The following is a 15836-nucleotide window of genomic DNA, read 5'->3' as shown; positions in this document are numbered from 1 at the left end:
TGGCGCGGGACGTTTTCAATGGACAAATCCAACCACCGCCGCCGCGAAATGTCCTTGCAAAGAGGCATTGCCTGAAAGCTATTTTTCGAAGATTGTGCGGTTTGATCAAACCAAATCGAAGGTTCTTCGAATGTCCGAACTCGACAGTATCGATCTTGCGATTCTGAGAGCACTTCAAGCAAACGCCCGGATCACCAACGCCGAGCTTGCCAACAAGGTCGGCCTCTCGGCTTCGGCCTGCTCGCGGCGTCTCGACATCCTGGAGAAGAACGGCGCAATTGCCGGCTATCACGCGCGCCTTTCCAACAAGGTGCTCGAATACAAGATGATCGCCATCGTCCATATCTCGCTTTCAGGGCAGTTCGCCAAGACGCTCTCGGAATTCGAGGTGGCGGTGAAGCGCTGCCCGAACGTGCTGGTCTGCTACCTGATGTCGGGCGAATACGACTATATCCTGCGGGTCGCCGCCCGCGATCTCGAAGACTACGAGCGTATCCACCGCGACTGGCTCTCGGCGCTGCCGCATGTGGTGAAGATCAATTCCAGCTTTGCGCTGCGCGAAATCTTCGATCGACCCAATGTCGGCTTCTGAGACCTTGCAAAGGATCGGGAATCCTGACCAAGCTTTGATGACGCGGATGCCCCATCCGCCTGACGGCAAGACATGAAATCCAAGACGCAAGGCTATATCTTCGTCCTTCTGGCGCTGACGATCTTCTCGACGCAGGATGCGATCTCCAAGCATCTCGGCGGCCTCTATCCGCCGATCTTCGTGACGATGATCCGCTACTGGGCCTTCGCTCTGTTCACTATTCTTCTCGCGTCGAAGATGCGCGGTGGCATCCGGCAGACGGCGAAAACCAAGCGGCCGCTGCTGCAGGTGACGCGCGGCATCCTGCTCGCCGTTCAGGTGGTGCTCGCCATCACCTGTTTCGCGGTCATCGGGCTCGCCCATTCGCAGGCGATCTTTGCGGCAACGCCGATCGTCATCGCGCTGCTGTCAATGCCGATCCTCGGCGAGCGTGTGGGCTGGCGGCGCTGGACAGCGATCGGCGCCGGGCTGTTCGGCGTGCTGCTGATCCTGAAGCCGGAGGGCGAATTCTTCGATCTCAAGCTGCTGCTCGCCATCGTCTCCTGCTTCATCTTCGCCTTCTATGTGATCGCCACGCGCCTCGTCTCCCGCGACGATTCATCGATGACCAGCTTCTTCTATACCGGCGTCGTCGGCGGCATCACCATGACGCTGATCGGGCCGTTCTACTGGACATGGATGTCGCCCGGCGACTGGGGCTGGATGGCGCTGGTTTGCATGACCAGCATCTCCAGCCATTATTTCCTGATCCGCGCCTATGACATGCTGGATGCGGCAGCCGTGCAGCCGCTCACCTACCTGCAACTCGTCTATGCCTCGATCCTCGGCGTCACCATCTTCGGCGAGAGCCTCAGCCTCAATACGGTGATCGGCTCCGTCATCGTCGTGGCGGCCGGGATTTTCACCATCTGGCGCGAACACGTGGTCTCGCGGCAGGCGGCAAAGGCGCATTAGATTTGGCGCAATTTTATCGAACAGTCTAAACGGATTTCAATTCTTCGTTGCTACGGTCTCTGCAGTATATTTTCGGAGACCCTGCATGCAACGCAATCTCAACATCATCACCCGCAAGTCGGAGCGCAAGTATTGCCGTCTCTTCGGCAAGCTGCGTTACCTGAACCAGGAGATCGACGCCCGTATCGTCAACCTGTCGACGACAGGCATCGCCGTCGACCTCAGGACACCGGTTGCCGCCGCATCCGGCAGCCGAGTGCGCATCGAAGCCGAGGATCTCGGTTCGCTCGAAGGCATCATCCGCTGGAGCCACAACGGCCGCCTCGGCATCCACTTCGACCCGAATTCCAACGCCCGCGCGCAGGTCGCCTCCTACTTCCGTTTCTTCCATAGAGACGTGAAGCCGGTGCTGGCGCGCTAGACTCTATTTCTGGACACCGACGCTGAAGTCATAGGGCTGGATCGACCTGTTTCCGAAGCCGCGCCAAAAGTCATTGGCATAGTTTCGATCACGCGCGACATCCAAGGTGACAGTTCCGTTGTTTGCGTCAGGTGCAACCTTCTGAAGATCAACGACCGCGGGGTTTGTTGCGCCGCCCGAGATCCAGACTTCTTTCGTATTGTTCGGTACGGGAACCGAGGGTGTGCCGTCTTGAGGCCCGATCGGCTGGCTCTTCAAGAGCTCGCCATTTTTGCTATAGAACTTGATTTCGCAATCTCCGCAAACGGTACCCGTCCAGGCAGGCTTTATCTGGAGTTCCAAAGAATTCGGCAGAGCCTCTTGGGCAATAGCGGGCGTGAAAAGCATCGAGACGACGGTAGGTGTCGTCACTTTGGGTATCCCATCCACATTTCCAGACTTTGCGGAAATAATAAGCGACGGAGCAGCGATACCGATAAGGATGGCCTTCCAGCCGTCCTGTTCTTTGATGCTCAGAACAACAATGCCGCCAATGATGAAGAAGATGAATGCACCGGCGGCTCCAGCCGCCAGAGAAAATAGTGCTTCTCCATGACTTGCGATCCAAGTCGTCAAGCTGCCCTCTAGCAGCGTCCGTGCAAAATCGACCAAACTCGGGGCAATTCCCCCAAAGCCACCGCAGAGAAAAATAACCAGCTTATTCATAGCGCGCCCCAACGTTTCAACAGGTTGCAGCAGACTACCATAAGCAACCCTCGGATGATTACTGCACGTTTCGCGCTTTTAGCGAGTAGCCGATTGCAGGTGATGAGCCACTGTCATTTTACGGATGCACTCCCGTGCAAATCATTCTACGTTCGACCCCGGGCTGGGCGTTGCGTGATTTTTTGAAGGAGTGTTTTGATGTCTTCCATTCTCGATTTGCACCCGATCAGCCGCAGGTCGCTGCTGAGCGGAATCGCTGCCACCTCGGCCCTCGTCCTGCTCCATCCCTTCACCGCCCGTGCCGCCGCAAACCAGGCGCATCTCCGGCTGATGGAAACGACGGATATCCACGTCAACGTCTTCCCTTACGACTATTATGCCGACAAGCCGAACGACACGATGGGCCTCTCGCGCACCGCGACGATCATCGATTCGATCCGCGCCGAGGCCGCCAATTCGCTGCTGATCGATAATGGCGACGTGCTGCAGGGCAACCCGATGGGCGACTACATGGCCTATCAGCACGGCATGAAGGACGGCGACGTCCACCCGGTTATCAAGGCGATGAACACGCTCGGTTACACGGTCGGCACGCTCGGGAATCACGAGTTCAACTACGGCCTCGATTTCATGTTCAAGGTGCTCGGCGGCGCGAACTTCCCGTTCGTCTGCGCCAACCTGACGAAGGGGCAGCTTGCCGCCGATCCCAAGAAGGACGACCTGTTCTTCAAGCCCTACATGATCGTCGAAAAGCAGATCAAGGACGGCGCCGGCAACGAGAGCCCGGTCAAGATCGGCTTCATCGGCTTCGTGCCGCCGCAGATCATGCTCTGGGACATCAAGAATCTCGAAGGCAAGGCGCAGACGCGTGATATCGTCGAGGCCGCCAAGGCCTGGGTGCCCGCCATGAAGGAGGAAGGCGCGGATATCGTCATCGCGCTTTCCCATTCCGGCATCGACGGGGCAGCACCATCCGAGAAGATGGAAAACGCCTCGCTTTACCTCGCGGCGGTCGACGGTATCGATGCGATCTTCACCGGCCACCAGCATCTGGTCTTCCCCGGCCTGAAGACCTGGGACGGCATTGCCAATGCCGATCCGGTCAAGGGCACGCTGCACGGCAAGCCCACCGTCATGGCCGGCTTCTGGGGCTCGCATCTCGGCCTGATCGATCTGCTGCTCGAAAAGGACGGCAAGAGCTGGAAGATCGTCGATTTCACCGCCGAGGCGCGGCCGATCTATCACCGCGACGACAAGAAGAAGGTGGTCGCCGACGTTGCCGACAAGAAGGAAGTCGTGGAGGCCGCCAAGGCCGAGCATGAGGCAACTCTTGCCTATGTCCGCACCCCGGTCGGCAAGACCTCGGCACCGCTCTATTCCTATTTCGCGTTGGTTGCCGATGACCCCTCGGTACAGATCGTCAGCCAGGCACAGACCTGGTACATCAAGCAGATGCTCGCCGATACCGAGTTCAAGGATCTGCCGGTGCTCTCGGCAGCAGCCCCCTTCAAGGCGGGCGGCCGCAACGGTGCCGACTACTATACCGACGTTCCCGCGGGCGACGTGGCGATCAAGAATGTCGCCGACCTCTATCTCTATCCGAACACCGTGCAGGCCGTCGTCATCAATGGCGAGCAGGTGAAGAACTGGCTGGAAATGTCGGCCGGGATGTTCAACGAGGTGAAGCCGGGCTCCAAGGACGCGCCGCTGCTGAACAACGAATTCCCGTCCTATAATTTCGACGTCATCGACGGTGTGACCTACCAGATCGACCTGTCGCAGCCGCGCAAATACGACAATGACGGTAAGGCGGTGAACGAGGCGTCGAACCGCATCCAGAACTTGCAGTTCGACGGTAAGCCGATCGATCCGAAGCAGAAATTCGTGGTGGTGACCAACAACTATCGCGCCGGCGGCGGCGGTCATTTCCCGGATATCGCTGCCGACAAGGTGGTGTTCCAGGCACCGGATACGAACCGCGACGTCATCGTCCGCTTCATCCACGATCAGGGCACGATCAACCCGTCTGCCGACGGCAACTGGACGTTCAAGCCCCTGCCCGGCACCACGGCCGTCTTCGAAAGCGGACCGAAGGCCAAACAGTTCATGGCCGACGTCAAGGGCGCCAAGATCGAGGAAGCCGGCGACGCTGCTGAAGGCTTTGCCAAGTTCCGGCTGGTGCTCTGAGATTTGATCGACAACGGGGCCGGCGGCGACGCCGGCCTATTCCGCCGCTTCCTGCATCGAGGTCAGCGCGGCAAGCTGCTCCTGGAATTCACTGTGGCTCGGGCACATGGACAGGAGATTGCGGAAGCGGTCGATCAGCCAGGCCGTCGCTGGTCCCGGGGGATTGGCGATCTTGTGCAGGCTGTAGATCGGATATTCGCCCTGCTCGTAGGCAGGAAGATCGAGCTGCACCAGTTTGCCGGAATTCAGGTCGTCGCGTGAGACCGAAGCCGGCAGACCACCCCAGCCGAGGCCGCCTGCAATGAGTTGGTGCTTGATAGCGATGTCGCTGACCCGCCAGGTCCGGTAGGAGAGCACGTTGAAATCGCGCCCGTTGGTGATGCCCGAGGTATCGCGCACCACCATCTGAACCTCTTCGCGCACATCCGAAAGCGTCAACGGACGGCGAAGCTTCGCGAGCGGATGGAAAGGTGCGGCGACGGGGATCATGAAGGAATGGCCGATGCGCTCGGCAACCAGCGTATCGTCCTGCTTCATTAGCGCGCCGCCGATGCCGACGGTCGCTTCCCCGGTTGCCACCATGTTCATGACTTCGCCGAGCTCGCCGACCATCAGGTTGACAGTCACCGACGGGAATTTGGTGCGGAACTCGCGCAGCACCATCACGACGGCCTGCGACGGCACCATGACGCTGATGGCGATCGACAGCTCGGCTTCCAGCCCCTCTTTCAGGTTTTTCACGCGGGCGCGCATGACTTCGAGATCGGCGACAAGCCGGCGAGCATCGGCCAGCATGGCGTGGCCGGCCTTGGTCAGCTTCGGCTGGCGGGCGCCGGAACGCTCGAAAAGCTCGACCTCCAGCTGCGCCTCGAGATTGGCGATCGTGTAGCTGATGACGGACTGCGCGCGGTTCAAAAGGCGCGAGGCAGCCGAGAAGCTGCCGCTATCGGCAACGGTCAGAAAGACCTGCAACTGGTCCAGCGTCGGGTTCGGGAGCATATCTAATCCATCGATAGTTTCGATCTATATTATCCCAGTTTTTTCGATAGCAGGCCAGTCCTATTTCTCTCCTCGAAGCCGCGGCGAACCTCCCTGACAGCCACGGCAAACCCAATTCGAAATGAGGAGCCTGCCATGTCTTCCATCCTTCTTCTGACCTCCAGCCCGCGTGCTGAATCGCTGTCGACGACGATCGCCGCCGATCTCGCCAACAAGATCGCCGCACAGAACGCAGGCAGCGTCGTCGTTCGCCGCGATCTTGCCGCCAACCCGCTGCCGCATATCGACGACCTCTTCACCGCCGCGATCCGCAAGCCGGCCGACCAGCGCACCGCGCAGGAAGCCGAAGCCGTCAAGACCTCCGACGCGCTGGTTGACGAACTGCTCGCTGCCGACACCGTCGTCATCGGCACCGGCCTCATCAACTTCAACATCTACTCGTCGCTGAAGACCTGGATCGACAACGTCGCCCGCGCCGGCCGTACCTTCAAGTACACGGAAAGCGGCCCGGTTGGCCTCGCCACCGGCAAGAAGGTCTATGTCGTTCTGGCTTCGGGCGGCGTCTATTCGCAGGGCCCGGCCGCCGGCATGAACCACGCCGTACCGTACCTGAAGTCGGTCCTCGGCTTCCTCGGCATCGCCGATGTCGAAACCATCTATGTCGAAGGCCTGGCCTTCGGTCCGGAAGCTGCCGAAAAGGCAATCGGTGCGGCCAAGGCCCGCGCCGAAGAGATCGCGCTCGCAGCCTAATCGGCGCAACGCATATTCGAGCAAAACGGCCGGTTCATTACCGGCCGTTTTTCATTTCCCGGCGAAGTCGTTGACGAAGCTTTCGGCGGTTTTCAGGATCTCGGCGGCGAATGCCTCGTCATTGGCGACCCGCGCCAGGCCGACCGCGCCGGTCATCAGCGCGCTGAGGATGATTGCCTTGCGGCGTGCCTCGGCATCCCCCTCGTCACCGCCGGCGATTCGCGCCGTCATCCGTCCGACATTGGTCTTCAACTGATCGGTCGCCAGCGTCCGGCATTCGTCGCCGGAGCGCGCGAGATCGGCCGTCAGCGCCGCAAACGGGCATCCTTCGCCAACACCCTCGCGATGATCCCCGCCGAGATAGGTTGCCGCATAAGCGCTGACGGGAATATCGGCCGGGTCGACGCCTTCGGCCCGAACCTTCGCTTCCCAGGAGCCGAAGGCCAGCTGCATCGCCTCACGAACCAGCTGGTCGCGTGATTCGAAGTGCTTGTAGAAGCCGCCGACCGTCAGCCCCGCTTCCTTCATAAGGTCGGCGACGCCGATGCCTTCGAGACCCTTTTCCCGGAGACGGCGGGAAGCGATCTCGACGATCTTCTCGTGCGTCTTCTGTTTTTCGACCTGCGAATGACCCATGCGACGCTCCCGCAATGCTGCTTGACAATTCTGGATTACAATCATAATCCTATTTGTGGATTTCAATCATAATCCAGAACGCAGTCAATTCCAAGAGGAGTGCTCTCATGCGTCTCAAGAACAAGGTCGCCCTGATCACCGGCGGCAATAGCGGCATCGGCCTTGCAACGGCCAAGGTCTTTCTCGCCGAAGGCGCCAAGGTGATCATCACCGGCCGCAACCCCGATACGCTCGCCGCCGCCGTCAAGACGCTCGGCGATGGCGTGCTCGCCATTTCGCTCGAGCTCACCGATGTTGCCGCGATCGACAAGGCTTTCGAGGAAGCCGCCGCCAAGTTCGGCAAGTTCGATATCGTCTTCGCCAATGCCGGCATCGGCGGCGTCACGCCGCTCGGCCAGACGTCGCTCGAACAGTTCGAGCGCTTCGTCAGCACCAACCTGACCTCGGTGTTCTTCACGGTTCAATCCGCCCTGCCGCATCTCAATGACGGCGCTTCGATCATTCTCAACGGCTCGGTTCACGCCGTGCTCGGGGCTCCGGGCTGGACGGCCTATGCAGCCACAAAGGGCGCGATCCGCGCCATGACGCGCACCATGGCCTCGGAGCTCGCCCCGCGCGGCATCCGCGTCAACCAGGTGACACCCGGCGGCACGAAGACGCCGATCTGGTCGCCCTTTGCGCCGACGGCGGATGCGAGTGCTGCTCTCGAAGAAAAGCTCGGCAGCCTCAGCGCGCTCGGCCGGATGAGCGAAGCCGAGGAGATCGCCAAGGCGGCGCTCTATCTGGCGTCTGACGATGCGGCGAATGTCACGGCGATCGAGATCACCGTCGATGGCGGCATGACCAATGCACCTTCAGGCGCGAAACTGTTCCGTGAAGGCTGATATCAGCCGACCTTGACGAGACCGGAGCGGCCGACAACGCAGTTGCGGCCGCTTTTCTTTGCCTGGTAGAGCCGGTCGTCGGCGGCAGCGAGAACGGTGGTGAAGCTGACGCCGTCCTCGTCGGCGGTGGCGACGCCGTGACGGGCTTGCCATCCGGGGTCTTGACGCTCGTCGCGATCGTCCAGCGCAACCGCTCTGCGACGATCAGGCCTTCCTCGTGATCCGTTCCCGGGCAGACGGCGACGAATTCCTCGCCGCCAAAGCGGAAGACGCGGTCGGCTGAACGCAGGATGGTGCCGAGCCGCCCGGCGATCGCCTTGAGCACCTCGTCGCCCTGCAGGTGGCCGAAATTGTCGTTCACATCCTTGAAGTGGTCGGCATCGATGATGATCACGGTGCCGTAGAGACCCTGGCGCTGCGCCTCGCGGATCATTACCGGCGCTTCCAGCTCCATGCGGCTGCGGTCATAGACGCCGGTCAGGATATCGCGGCCGGTGCGGTCGAGGAGATCATTGTAGCGCTCGCGGAAGGTCAGGTCGCCGAAGACGTCGCTGATCGAGCGGGCGGCGGCCGGCACGCCGTCGCGGCGGACGTAGATCTCGTAGAGCGCAAACAGCACGGTGTAGACGCAGACGGCGAACATCTTCGCCTTCCAGCCATCCCAGAAGGCCGACAGCGGCACGCCGAGGAAATAATGCAGGCCGCCGAAGAAGCCGACCTGGTCAAACGTCAGCAGCACGAATCCGCAGATCATGAAGCGCAGGATGACCCTGCGCTTGATGTAACGGCCGAGCCGCTCGTAGAGCAGGATGATGCCGATGGAATCGAGATAGAGGATGGCCGTACCCCAGATCATCAGCCATCCCATTTCCTTGAGGAAACCGAAATCCGCCTCGTTCCCCGGCGACATCTCGATCGTGTGATGCAGCTGCAGGATCCAGGCGATTGCCACCGTCAGCAGGTTGCCGATGAACAGGCCGTAGATCGGCTGGCGGACTGTAGAGGCATCCTCCTGCAGATAGAGCATCAGGATCATCATCAGCTTGCCGGCGAAGAACACCGACGAACCCGGTGACGCGACGCCGAACGGCAGGTTCACGTAGAAGACCGCCGCCAGATAGGTTTCCATGAAATGCATGACGCCGAGCGCGGTGACGAACACACCGAGGCCGAGGCGATTGCGGAAATGCAGGAGTGTCACCATCAGCCCGAAGTAGCCGATGGCTTCAAGAACGAAGAGACCGAGATTGGTGGCCTCTATCATGCGCCGGAAACCCTGCCCTGGCAGAACTGCCAGCGGCGCTTCATTCCGGTCTTGGGACGGGCTGCAACAACCACGAAATGATCCTGCGATTCCTTTCGCAGCACCTTTGACGGCAATCACTTAAAATTAAGTGACAAAGCAGCCGCTTGTGGATTTAGACCTGACGCTGCTTGACACCATCGCCGAACAGCGAGGCGCCGTGCTGATCGATGATCTGCTGGGCCTTGCGCACGGTGCATTCGTTGGCATCGTCGAGCGAGGAGAACATGTCGGCGCGGATGAAGGTGCGCACCAGCACCTCATCGCCGGACGTCTTTTCGATGCGGCCCGCCAGGCGATACTGGCCGCCTTCCTTCTGCGGTTCGGCATAGATCGCGCAGTCTCCGTAGAGCTGCGGCTCTGCAGCCTTGGCGCTGCCGCCGCCTTCGCTGGGCTTTGCGCCACCTGAGAATATCGAGACAATGCTGGAGAATATCGAAGCCATGTTTCGCCTTTAACACGCGGGACTTGCTGCCGCAAAGTCAAATGATGAGGTTTGCCAGGATCTCGTTTTCGGTGATGTCCTCGAAGCCCATGCCCGACTTCTCGAAATTTTCGACCAGGGTGGCGAAATTCTCGGGCGCCTTGGTTTCGATGCCGATCAGGATCGAGCCGAAATTGCGCGCCGTCTTCTTCAGATATTCGAAGCGGGCGATATCGTCGTCAGGGCCGAGCAGATTGAGGAAATCGCGCAGTGCGCCGGGGCGCTGTGCCAGCCGCAGGATGAAGTATTTCTTCAACCCCGCATAGCGCATGGCGCGCTCCTTGACGTCAGGCAGGCGCTCGAAATCGAAATTGCCGCCGGAGACGACGGCAACGATCGTCTTGCCGCGGATATCTTCCGGGTTCATCGACGCCAGCGCCGTCAGCGACAGGGCACCGGCCGGCTCGAGCACGACGCCCTCGACATTCAGCATTTCGGAGATCGTCACGCAGATCGCGTTCTCCGGCATCAGCATCACCTGCCTCGCCGGGAAATTCTTAAGGGCCGCGAAGTTCAGATCGCCGATGCGGGCAACGGCTGCGCCATCGACGAAATTGTCGACCTTGGCGAGCGTCACCGGTTCGCCGGCCTCGATGCTGCGCTTCAGGCTCGCGGCACCCGCGGGCTCGGTGAAGACGAATCCGGACTTTGCGACGATGCCGTCGAGATAGCCGGTGATCCCGGCTGCCAGACCGCCGCCGCCGACAGGCATGACGATCATGTCGGGCACCTTGCCATCCGGCAGCTGCTGCATGACCTCGGCGGCAACCGTCGCCTGCCCCTCGATGATATCCTCATGATCGAAGGGCGGCACCATGACGCCACCGGCCTGCTCCGCGTGATCGCGCGCTGCCTGGTAGCACTGGTCGAAGAAGTCGCCGTAGAGCTTGATGGTGATGAATTCGGCGCCGAACATGCGGGTCTTGTCGATCTTCTGCTGCGGCGTGGTCACCGGCATGAAGACGACGCCCGGCACGCCGAAATGACGGCAAACGAAGGCGAAGCCCTGAGCGTGATTGCCGGCCGAGGCGCAGACGAAGGTGCGCCCCTCGCCGCCTTCGGCGATCGCCTTGCGGAAGAAATTGAAGGCGCCGCGGATCTTGTAGGAACGGACCGGAGAAAGGTCTTCGCGCTTCAGCCAGATATCGGCGCCATAGCGTGCCGAAAGATGATCATTGAGCTGCAGCGGCGTAGCCGGGAAAAGGCTGCGCAGCGCTTCCTCGGCCTTTTCAACATCCTGACGGTTGACGGTCATCGGTCCATTCCTCATTTCGCCCGCCCGCTATGGCACAGAGCGGCGCCCGAAAGAAAGCCTCAAACCGGGCAAGCCGGTTCGCCCTTCGCGAAAGCATTTCTTAAGCTCAGCCGCCGAACACGCGGTGGACACGGCTTTTTGCAGTGCACCACGCGGCGCGCCCTGCTAATATGACAGGATGATAACACCGAAATTCATGAGGCCGCTGGCCTGGCTGGTGCTGGCCGGCATCATCTTCGTCACGATCTCCCCGATTGGCCTGCGCCCGCACACCGTGACCACCGTCGATTTCGACCGGGCGCTCGCCTATGCCGTGACCGGCTTCATCTTCGTGCTCGGCTATCCCAAGCAGTGGAAGCTGATCGTACTGCTCCTCGCCTTCGGCGCGATCGCCATCGAGGCGCTGCAATATTTCTCGCCGACCCGCCACGCCCGCCTGCATGACGGCATCATCAAGGGCATGGGTGCTGCAATCGGCGCTATGGCTGCCCACGCCCTCCTGAAAATCCGCGCCCGCAAGGCCATACCCAAAGCGCCCACGGAACCCGCCTCCTCCAGCGCCGCCCTTGACTGAATCGCCGATGTCGTTGATTGAGAAGCGCGCGCTGCGGGCGTGGCGAAACTGGTAGACGCAAGAGACTTAAAATCTCTCGGCCTTAGGCTATGCGGGTTCGATCCCCGCCGCCCGCACCAAGCGTTCATTCCGGATCCTTGTCGTAGACGGTGATGCCTTCGGGCAGTTGTACCCAGCGGTGCCTGCGGCAGTCGTAGACGGAATCCTGGGGCGGCGGGAAATCGGGGTCGGCGAAGGCGCCGACGGCGACGCCGACCGAGCGGTTATCCTCGCCTTCTTCCGTATGATAGAGATTGGTGCCGCAAACCGGGCAAAAGCGGAAGCGGAATTTGGCGCCCTGGTCGCCGGTGCGGACATAATCGGTGGCGCGGCCGGTTACCTTGTAGCCGGGGCCGAAGGCTGCGAGGGCGGCGAAGACGCTGCCGGTGCGGCTCTGGCAGGCGAAGCAGTGGCAGACGCCGACGCCGAGAGGCTCGCCCTCGACCGTGATCTGCAGCTGGCCGCAGGTGCATTTGGCAATTCTTGTCACCATGGCGCGAAACTCCGTGGGCGGGACCTGCCCGAAAGCTGGCGCGGATGGCGGTGAAGTCAAACCGCCGATCTCACCAGTGGCGGATCTTCCAGTAGTCGGAACCGGTGCGGCGCGAGATCAGTTTCAGCGTGCCATCGGGCTGGACGACATATTTCTCGAAGACGCGATAGCCGAACTTATCGGGGAATTCGTGGTCGACGACATGGCCGGGCGCCGCCCCATAATAGACCACCCGGCCGCCATAAGTCAGGCTGCCGCGCATCGGTTCGGGCGGCGGCATGGCGGTATTGCAGCCTGCAAGGGCCAGCAGAAGCATCAGCGAAATGACGGCGCGCATCGGCGAATCTCCTTTTCATTCAGCCATATAGGAGCTTCGTGCAGGGTGTCAGCGGCGATTGCCCCATTTTTGAGCAAGCGGGTGATTTGCCGAAGGCTTTATCATGCTGTTCGAATGTGCTTGTATACCGGGGAAAACGAGGCCCGGGCGGTTGAATGCCGGGTTCAGCATGCAAGAATGACGATGCGGCGTATGGGTAAAGCTAGTCTTGTGGGAGTAAGACGGTGGTTTACGATTGGGATGGCGTCAGAACGAAGCGTTTGAAATTCTATAAGACGACGATGGCCTGCCTGTTTGCAACGGCGGTTGTCGCGGCTTCGTTCTTCGCGTTAGCTTCGCAACTTCACAATCTCGGCGGGTGAACCCGTCTTCAGCTTGGCGCTTTCATCGTCCTTACCGTCGAAATCGATAGTTAGCGCGAGAAGGATCACCGAAAGGCACACCAGCCCGGCGATCACGCAAGCCAGCAGTTTCATCATATAGCGGTCCATCAGGGCCTCCTTACGCGTCTCCTTATGATTTTATCATATACGCATGGAATGCGCCAAAACGCCGCCCGCACGAAGACGTGAAAACGGCGCAGCCTCGGGCCGCGCCGTTTTCAATTTTTCAGGCCGTATGAAGCTTAGGCGAGCTTCGCAGCGATCTTGGCGACGTGGGCGCCCTGGAAGCGTGCACCTTCGAGTTCGATCTCGGAAGGCTGGCGCGAGCCGTCACCGTTGGTGATCGTCGACGCGCCGTAGGGCGAGCCACCCTTGACTTCTTCGGTGCCCATCTGGCCCTGGAAAGCGTAGGGAAGGCCAACATAGGCCATGCCGTGATGCAGGAAGGTCGGCACGAAGCCGAGGATCGTCGATTCCTGGCCACCGTGCTGCGTAGCGGACGAGGTGAACATCGAGCCGACCTTGCCGACGAGCTTGCCGCCAAACCAAAGACCGCCGGTCTGATCCCAGAAATTGCGCATCTGCGAGGCAACAGTGCCGAAGCGGGTGCCGGCGCCGACGATGATCGCGTCATATTCTGTGAGTTCGTCTACCGTTGCGATCGGAGCCTTCTGGTCGAGCTTGTAGTAGGAAGCCTTGGCGACTTCTTCCGACACGAGTTCCGGAACGCGCTTGACGGTTACGTCGGCACCAGCCGACTTCGCGCCTTCAGCAACGGCATAGGCCATGGTTTCGATGTGGCCGTATGCCGAATAGTAGAGAACGAGGACTTTTGCCATTTTCAAGCTCCGTCTGGGTTGATGTGCATTTAAACCGGCGATGGTTCTATCAGCGCGGCGGTGATGGCGCATCCCTTCCGGCAAGAACTCACTGTTCACTCAGCGGAGACGCGAAAGTGCTTGCTGTCTTATTTTTGTGATATTGCTTTGCCGTTCAGCCGCATTTGCAAGCGGGGAAATCGGCGCTACCTATAGCGGACCCATTTCATTCCGGACGTTTTCCATGACCAATCAGACCATCGTTACCGCCGCCATGCTCGCCATCGGCGACGAACTGCTTTCGGGCCGCACCAAGGACAAGAATATCGGCTACCTCGCCGATCTGCTGACGCTGTCGGGCATCGACCTCAAGGAAGTCCGCATCGTTGCCGACGAGGAGGATGCGATCGTCGAGGCGCTGAATGCGCTGCGCGCCCGCTACGAATATGTCTTCACCTCCGGCGGCATCGGCCCGACCCATGACGACATCACCGCGGATGCGGTTTCAAAGGCTTTCGGCCTGCCCTGCGAGCACGATGCAAAGGCGATGTCCCTGCTCGGAGACATGTACAAGCGCCGCGAACTGGAATTCACCGAGGCACGCCAGCGCATGGCGCGCATGCCGCGCGGTGCCGCCCATATCGAGAACCCGGTCTCGACGGCACCGGGCTTCATCATCGGCAATGTCTATGTGATGGCCGGGGTGCCGCAGGTGTTCCAGGCGATGATCGGCAATGTGCTGCCGACACTGAAGACCGGTGCCAAGGTTCTGTCGCTGGCTATCGCCTGCCCTTACGGCGAAGGCGATATCGGCACGCCGCTCGCGGCTATCCAGAAGGCGCACCCGGAAACCAGCATCGGCTCCTATCCGCGCTATGTCGGCCAGAAATTCTCCACCGAAATCGTCGTGCGCGGCCGCTCGCAGGATGTCATTGAGGCTGCCGGCAAGGATGTCGAGGCGATGATCGAGGATATCCGCAAGGCCAAGGAAATCGCCGAGAACCATTCGGCGGAAGCGTAAGCCCCAGCCCCCTCCTCTCAAACCATTGATCTCAGTCAAGGAACCGCAACGCAGGCCAACGCATTCTTTTCATGCGGAAGTTCATTTCAGCCGCCCAAGGAGAATTTGATATGTCCTACAAAACCATACTCGCCATTCTCGATACCGCCGATAACAGCGGTGCCGTTGCCGATTTTGCGATGACGATTGCTGCTGCCCACGGCGCGCATGTGATCGGGCTGCATGCCGAGACGATCTCGGCCGTGCCGCTGGTGGCGCCGATGGAGATTCCCGATCCCGTCGCGGTGCAGGCGCTGCAGGACATGGCGCATTCGGAGACCATAGAGGTCGAGCGGATCTTCAAACAGAAGGCGGCGGCGAGCGGCGTCTCCTTCGAGTGGCGCAGCTTCGCCACCTCGACCGGCTACGGCTCGGCGCCGCTGATCGAAACCGCCCGCAGCGCCGATCTGCTGATCGCCTCGCAGGCCGATCCGGCGCGGCCCTCCGACAGCCATGTCGATGTCGACAACTTCCTGTTTGAAAGCGGCCGTCCCGTTTTGATGATCCCCTACATCATCCGCAACCCCAAGCCGATCAAGCGGGTGCTGATCGCCTGGAACGGCTCGAAGGAAGCGGCCCGCGCCACATTCGACGCGCTGCCGATCCTCAAGGGTGCCGATGCGGTGGAGATCTTCTCCGTCGATCCTGTCGATAGCGCAACGCAGAGTGCCGGTCTCGCCGGCGCCGATATCGCCGCCACCCTCGCCCGCCATGGCGTCAACGCGACGCTTGCGACTGCCGAGAGCGCCAGCAAGAGCGCGTCGTCGGTCATAGAGAACCGGCTTTCCGACAACAGCATCGATCTTCTGGTCATGGGCGCCTATACGCATTCGTGGCTCTGGCAGACGATCTTTGGCGGCACGACCAAGTCTCTCTTGCAGTCGATGACGGCGCTGACGCTGCTATCCCGTTGATGATTGCGTGCCGGGACTTGCGCTCCGGCCGCAAATGCCGCTATTTCA

At 60.7% G+C, this 15836-nt stretch carries 18 protein-coding genes, 1 tRNA gene and 1 pseudogene; 10 read left to right on the top strand and 10 right to left on the bottom strand.

The genetic code is table 11. The features are described 5' to 3' along the window. The first annotated feature begins 130 nt into the window (after positions 1-130). The 3 genes from ACQZ5H_RS04300 to ACQZ5H_RS04290 all read left to right on the top strand — a co-directional run bounded on the left by ACQZ5H_RS04300 (position 131) and on the right by ACQZ5H_RS04290 (position 1967). Entirely contained in the window at positions 131-592 is a 462-nt protein-coding gene (locus ACQZ5H_RS04300; RefSeq protein ID WP_449096799.1) for an Lrp/AsnC family transcriptional regulator, read from the top strand. A gap of 72 nt (positions 593-664) precedes the next feature. Continuing rightward, positions 665-1546 carry a DMT family transporter gene (locus ACQZ5H_RS04295; protein WP_449096798.1) on the top strand — a complete coding sequence of 294 codons (882 nt, stop codon included), beginning with the start codon at positions 665-667 and terminating at the stop codon, positions 1544-1546. Between the two features lie 85 nt (positions 1547-1631). Next, positions 1632-1967: a PilZ domain-containing protein gene (locus tag ACQZ5H_RS04290; RefSeq protein ID WP_112711541.1), complete on the top strand. Its 336-nt coding sequence runs from the start codon at positions 1632-1634 to the stop codon at positions 1965-1967. A 3-nt stretch (positions 1968-1970) separates the two neighbouring features. On the opposite strand, the gene ACQZ5H_RS04285 is transcribed toward ACQZ5H_RS04290, so the two are convergent. Beyond that, the gene (locus ACQZ5H_RS04285; protein WP_203429000.1) at positions 1971-2672 is read right to left on the bottom strand and encodes a hypothetical protein; all 702 of its coding nucleotides are present in this window, start codon (positions 2670-2672) and stop codon (positions 1971-1973) included. A 198-nt stretch (positions 2673-2870) separates the two neighbouring features. Here ACQZ5H_RS04285 and ACQZ5H_RS04280 point away from each other — a divergent pair, with 198 nt between their 5' ends. Continuing rightward, on the top strand, positions 2871-4859 hold the full coding sequence (locus tag ACQZ5H_RS04280) for a bifunctional 2',3'-cyclic-nucleotide 2'-phosphodiesterase/3'-nucleotidase (protein WP_449096797.1): 1989 nt from the start codon (positions 2871-2873) through the stop codon (positions 4857-4859). Positions 4860-4895: 36 nt separating this feature from the next. On the opposite strand, the gene ACQZ5H_RS04275 is transcribed toward ACQZ5H_RS04280, so the two are convergent. Beyond that, positions 4896-5858, bottom strand: coding sequence for a LysR family transcriptional regulator (locus ACQZ5H_RS04275; RefSeq protein ID WP_112711539.1), 963 nt, complete (start codon positions 5856-5858; stop codon positions 4896-4898). 135 nt (positions 5859-5993) lie between these two features. Here ACQZ5H_RS04275 and ACQZ5H_RS04270 point away from each other — a divergent pair, with 135 nt between their 5' ends. Continuing rightward, positions 5994-6608 carry an FMN-dependent NADH-azoreductase gene (locus ACQZ5H_RS04270; RefSeq protein ID WP_112711538.1) on the top strand — a complete coding sequence of 205 codons (615 nt, stop codon included), beginning with the start codon at positions 5994-5996 and terminating at the stop codon, positions 6606-6608. Positions 6609-6659: 51 nt separating this feature from the next. Here ACQZ5H_RS04270 and ACQZ5H_RS04265 read toward each other — a convergent pair whose 3' ends face one another. Further along, positions 6660-7244, bottom strand: coding sequence for a TetR/AcrR family transcriptional regulator (locus tag ACQZ5H_RS04265; protein WP_449096796.1), 585 nt, complete (start codon positions 7242-7244; stop codon positions 6660-6662). 107 nt (positions 7245-7351) lie between these two features. On the opposite strand from ACQZ5H_RS04265, the gene ACQZ5H_RS04260 reads away from it, so the two are divergent. After that, complete coding sequence (locus tag ACQZ5H_RS04260; RefSeq protein WP_112711536.1) at positions 7352-8128, top strand: SDR family NAD(P)-dependent oxidoreductase; 777 nt, start codon at positions 7352-7354, stop codon at positions 8126-8128. A gap of 2 nt (positions 8129-8130) precedes the next feature. Here the strand turns inward: ACQZ5H_RS04260 and ACQZ5H_RS04255 are convergent. The 3 genes and pseudogenes from ACQZ5H_RS04255 to ilvA form a co-directional block, all read right to left on the bottom strand. Further along, positions 8131-9392 (bottom strand): annotated as a pseudogene (locus ACQZ5H_RS04255) (GGDEF domain-containing protein). Positions 9393-9546: 154 nt separating this feature from the next. Continuing rightward, positions 9547-9876 carry an HlyU family transcriptional regulator gene (locus tag ACQZ5H_RS04250; protein ID WP_449096795.1) on the bottom strand — a complete coding sequence of 110 codons (330 nt, stop codon included), beginning with the start codon at positions 9874-9876 and terminating at the stop codon, positions 9547-9549. Between the two features lie 37 nt (positions 9877-9913). Continuing rightward, positions 9914-11170, bottom strand: coding sequence for a threonine ammonia-lyase (ilvA, locus tag ACQZ5H_RS04245; protein ID WP_449096794.1), 1257 nt, complete (start codon positions 11168-11170; stop codon positions 9914-9916). A gap of 178 nt (positions 11171-11348) precedes the next feature. Here ilvA and ACQZ5H_RS04240 point away from each other — a divergent pair, with 178 nt between their 5' ends. Together ACQZ5H_RS04240 and ACQZ5H_RS04235 are read left to right on the top strand one after the other, a co-directional pair. Continuing rightward, a complete protein-coding gene (locus ACQZ5H_RS04240) occupies positions 11349-11744 on the top strand; it encodes a VanZ family protein (protein ID WP_449096793.1) in 396 nt (131 codons plus the stop codon). Positions 11745-11777: 33 nt separating this feature from the next. Continuing rightward, a tRNA-Leu gene (locus ACQZ5H_RS04235) sits at positions 11778-11863 on the top strand. A 5-nt stretch (positions 11864-11868) separates the two neighbouring features. On the opposite strand, the gene ACQZ5H_RS04230 is transcribed toward ACQZ5H_RS04235, so the two are convergent. From ACQZ5H_RS04230 to wrbA, 4 genes are all read right to left on the bottom strand, one after another. Next, entirely contained in the window at positions 11869-12276 is a 408-nt protein-coding gene (locus ACQZ5H_RS04230) for a GFA family protein (protein WP_449096792.1), read from the bottom strand. 70 nt (positions 12277-12346) lie between these two features. Then, a complete protein-coding gene (locus ACQZ5H_RS04225; RefSeq protein ID WP_449096791.1) occupies positions 12347-12613 on the bottom strand; it encodes a hypothetical protein in 267 nt (88 codons plus the stop codon). Between the two features lie 329 nt (positions 12614-12942). Then, a complete protein-coding gene (locus tag ACQZ5H_RS04220; RefSeq protein WP_162708602.1) occupies positions 12943-13104 on the bottom strand; it encodes a hypothetical protein in 162 nt (53 codons plus the stop codon). Between the two features lie 134 nt (positions 13105-13238). Then, positions 13239-13835, bottom strand: coding sequence for an NAD(P)H:quinone oxidoreductase type IV (wrbA, locus tag ACQZ5H_RS04215; RefSeq protein ID WP_112711518.1), 597 nt, complete (start codon positions 13833-13835; stop codon positions 13239-13241). 223 nt (positions 13836-14058) lie between these two features. On the opposite strand from wrbA, the gene ACQZ5H_RS04210 reads away from it, so the two are divergent. Together ACQZ5H_RS04210 and ACQZ5H_RS04205 are read left to right on the top strand one after the other, a co-directional pair. Further along, positions 14059-14835, top strand: coding sequence for a competence/damage-inducible protein A (locus ACQZ5H_RS04210; RefSeq protein WP_112711517.1), 777 nt, complete (start codon positions 14059-14061; stop codon positions 14833-14835). Between the two features lie 110 nt (positions 14836-14945). Next, a complete protein-coding gene (locus tag ACQZ5H_RS04205; protein ID WP_449096790.1) occupies positions 14946-15788 on the top strand; it encodes a universal stress protein in 843 nt (280 codons plus the stop codon). The last annotated feature ends 48 nt before the right edge of the window (positions 15789-15836 follow it).

This window comes from Rhizobium sp. 21-4511-3d (assembly GCF_053522545.1).
Note: the sequence above shows the minus strand (reverse complement) of the source record. Positions and strands in the feature narration are given on the sequence as shown.

Bases quoted from the DNA above. Each gene is read 5' to 3' on its own strand.
- ACQZ5H_RS04300 (WP_449096799.1), top strand. From the start codon at position 131: ATGTCCGAACTCGACAGTATCGATCTTGCGATTCTGAGAGCACTTCAA.
- ACQZ5H_RS04295 (WP_449096798.1), top strand. From the start codon at position 665: ATGAAATCCAAGACGCAAGGCTATATCTTCGTCCTTCTGGCGCTGACG.
- ACQZ5H_RS04290 (WP_112711541.1), top strand. From the start codon at position 1,632: ATGCAACGCAATCTCAACATCATCACCCGCAAGTCGGAGCGCAAGTAT.
- ACQZ5H_RS04285 (WP_203429000.1), bottom strand. From the start codon at position 2,672: ATGAATAAGCTGGTTATTTTTCTCTGCGGTGGCTTTGGGGGAATTGCC.
- ACQZ5H_RS04280 (WP_449096797.1), top strand. From the start codon at position 2,871: ATGTCTTCCATTCTCGATTTGCACCCGATCAGCCGCAGGTCGCTGCTG.
- ACQZ5H_RS04275 (WP_112711539.1), bottom strand. From the start codon at position 5,858: ATGCTCCCGAACCCGACGCTGGACCAGTTGCAGGTCTTTCTGACCGTT.
- ACQZ5H_RS04270 (WP_112711538.1), top strand. From the start codon at position 5,994: ATGTCTTCCATCCTTCTTCTGACCTCCAGCCCGCGTGCTGAATCGCTG.
- ACQZ5H_RS04265 (WP_449096796.1), bottom strand. From the start codon at position 7,244: ATGGGTCATTCGCAGGTCGAAAAACAGAAGACGCACGAGAAGATCGTC.
- ACQZ5H_RS04260 (WP_112711536.1), top strand. From the start codon at position 7,352: ATGCGTCTCAAGAACAAGGTCGCCCTGATCACCGGCGGCAATAGCGGC.
- ACQZ5H_RS04250 (WP_449096795.1), bottom strand. From the start codon at position 9,876: ATGGCTTCGATATTCTCCAGCATTGTCTCGATATTCTCAGGTGGCGCA.
- ilvA (WP_449096794.1), bottom strand. From the start codon at position 11,170: ATGACCGTCAACCGTCAGGATGTTGAAAAGGCCGAGGAAGCGCTGCGC.
- ACQZ5H_RS04240 (WP_449096793.1), top strand. From the start codon at position 11,349: ATGATAACACCGAAATTCATGAGGCCGCTGGCCTGGCTGGTGCTGGCC.
- ACQZ5H_RS04230 (WP_449096792.1), bottom strand. From the start codon at position 12,276: ATGGTGACAAGAATTGCCAAATGCACCTGCGGCCAGCTGCAGATCACG.
- ACQZ5H_RS04225 (WP_449096791.1), bottom strand. From the start codon at position 12,613: ATGCGCGCCGTCATTTCGCTGATGCTTCTGCTGGCCCTTGCAGGCTGC.
- ACQZ5H_RS04220 (WP_162708602.1), bottom strand. From the start codon at position 13,104: ATGGACCGCTATATGATGAAACTGCTGGCTTGCGTGATCGCCGGGCTG.
- wrbA (WP_112711518.1), bottom strand. From the start codon at position 13,835: ATGGCAAAAGTCCTCGTTCTCTACTATTCGGCATACGGCCACATCGAA.
- ACQZ5H_RS04210 (WP_112711517.1), top strand. From the start codon at position 14,059: ATGACCAATCAGACCATCGTTACCGCCGCCATGCTCGCCATCGGCGAC.
- ACQZ5H_RS04205 (WP_449096790.1), top strand. From the start codon at position 14,946: ATGTCCTACAAAACCATACTCGCCATTCTCGATACCGCCGATAACAGC.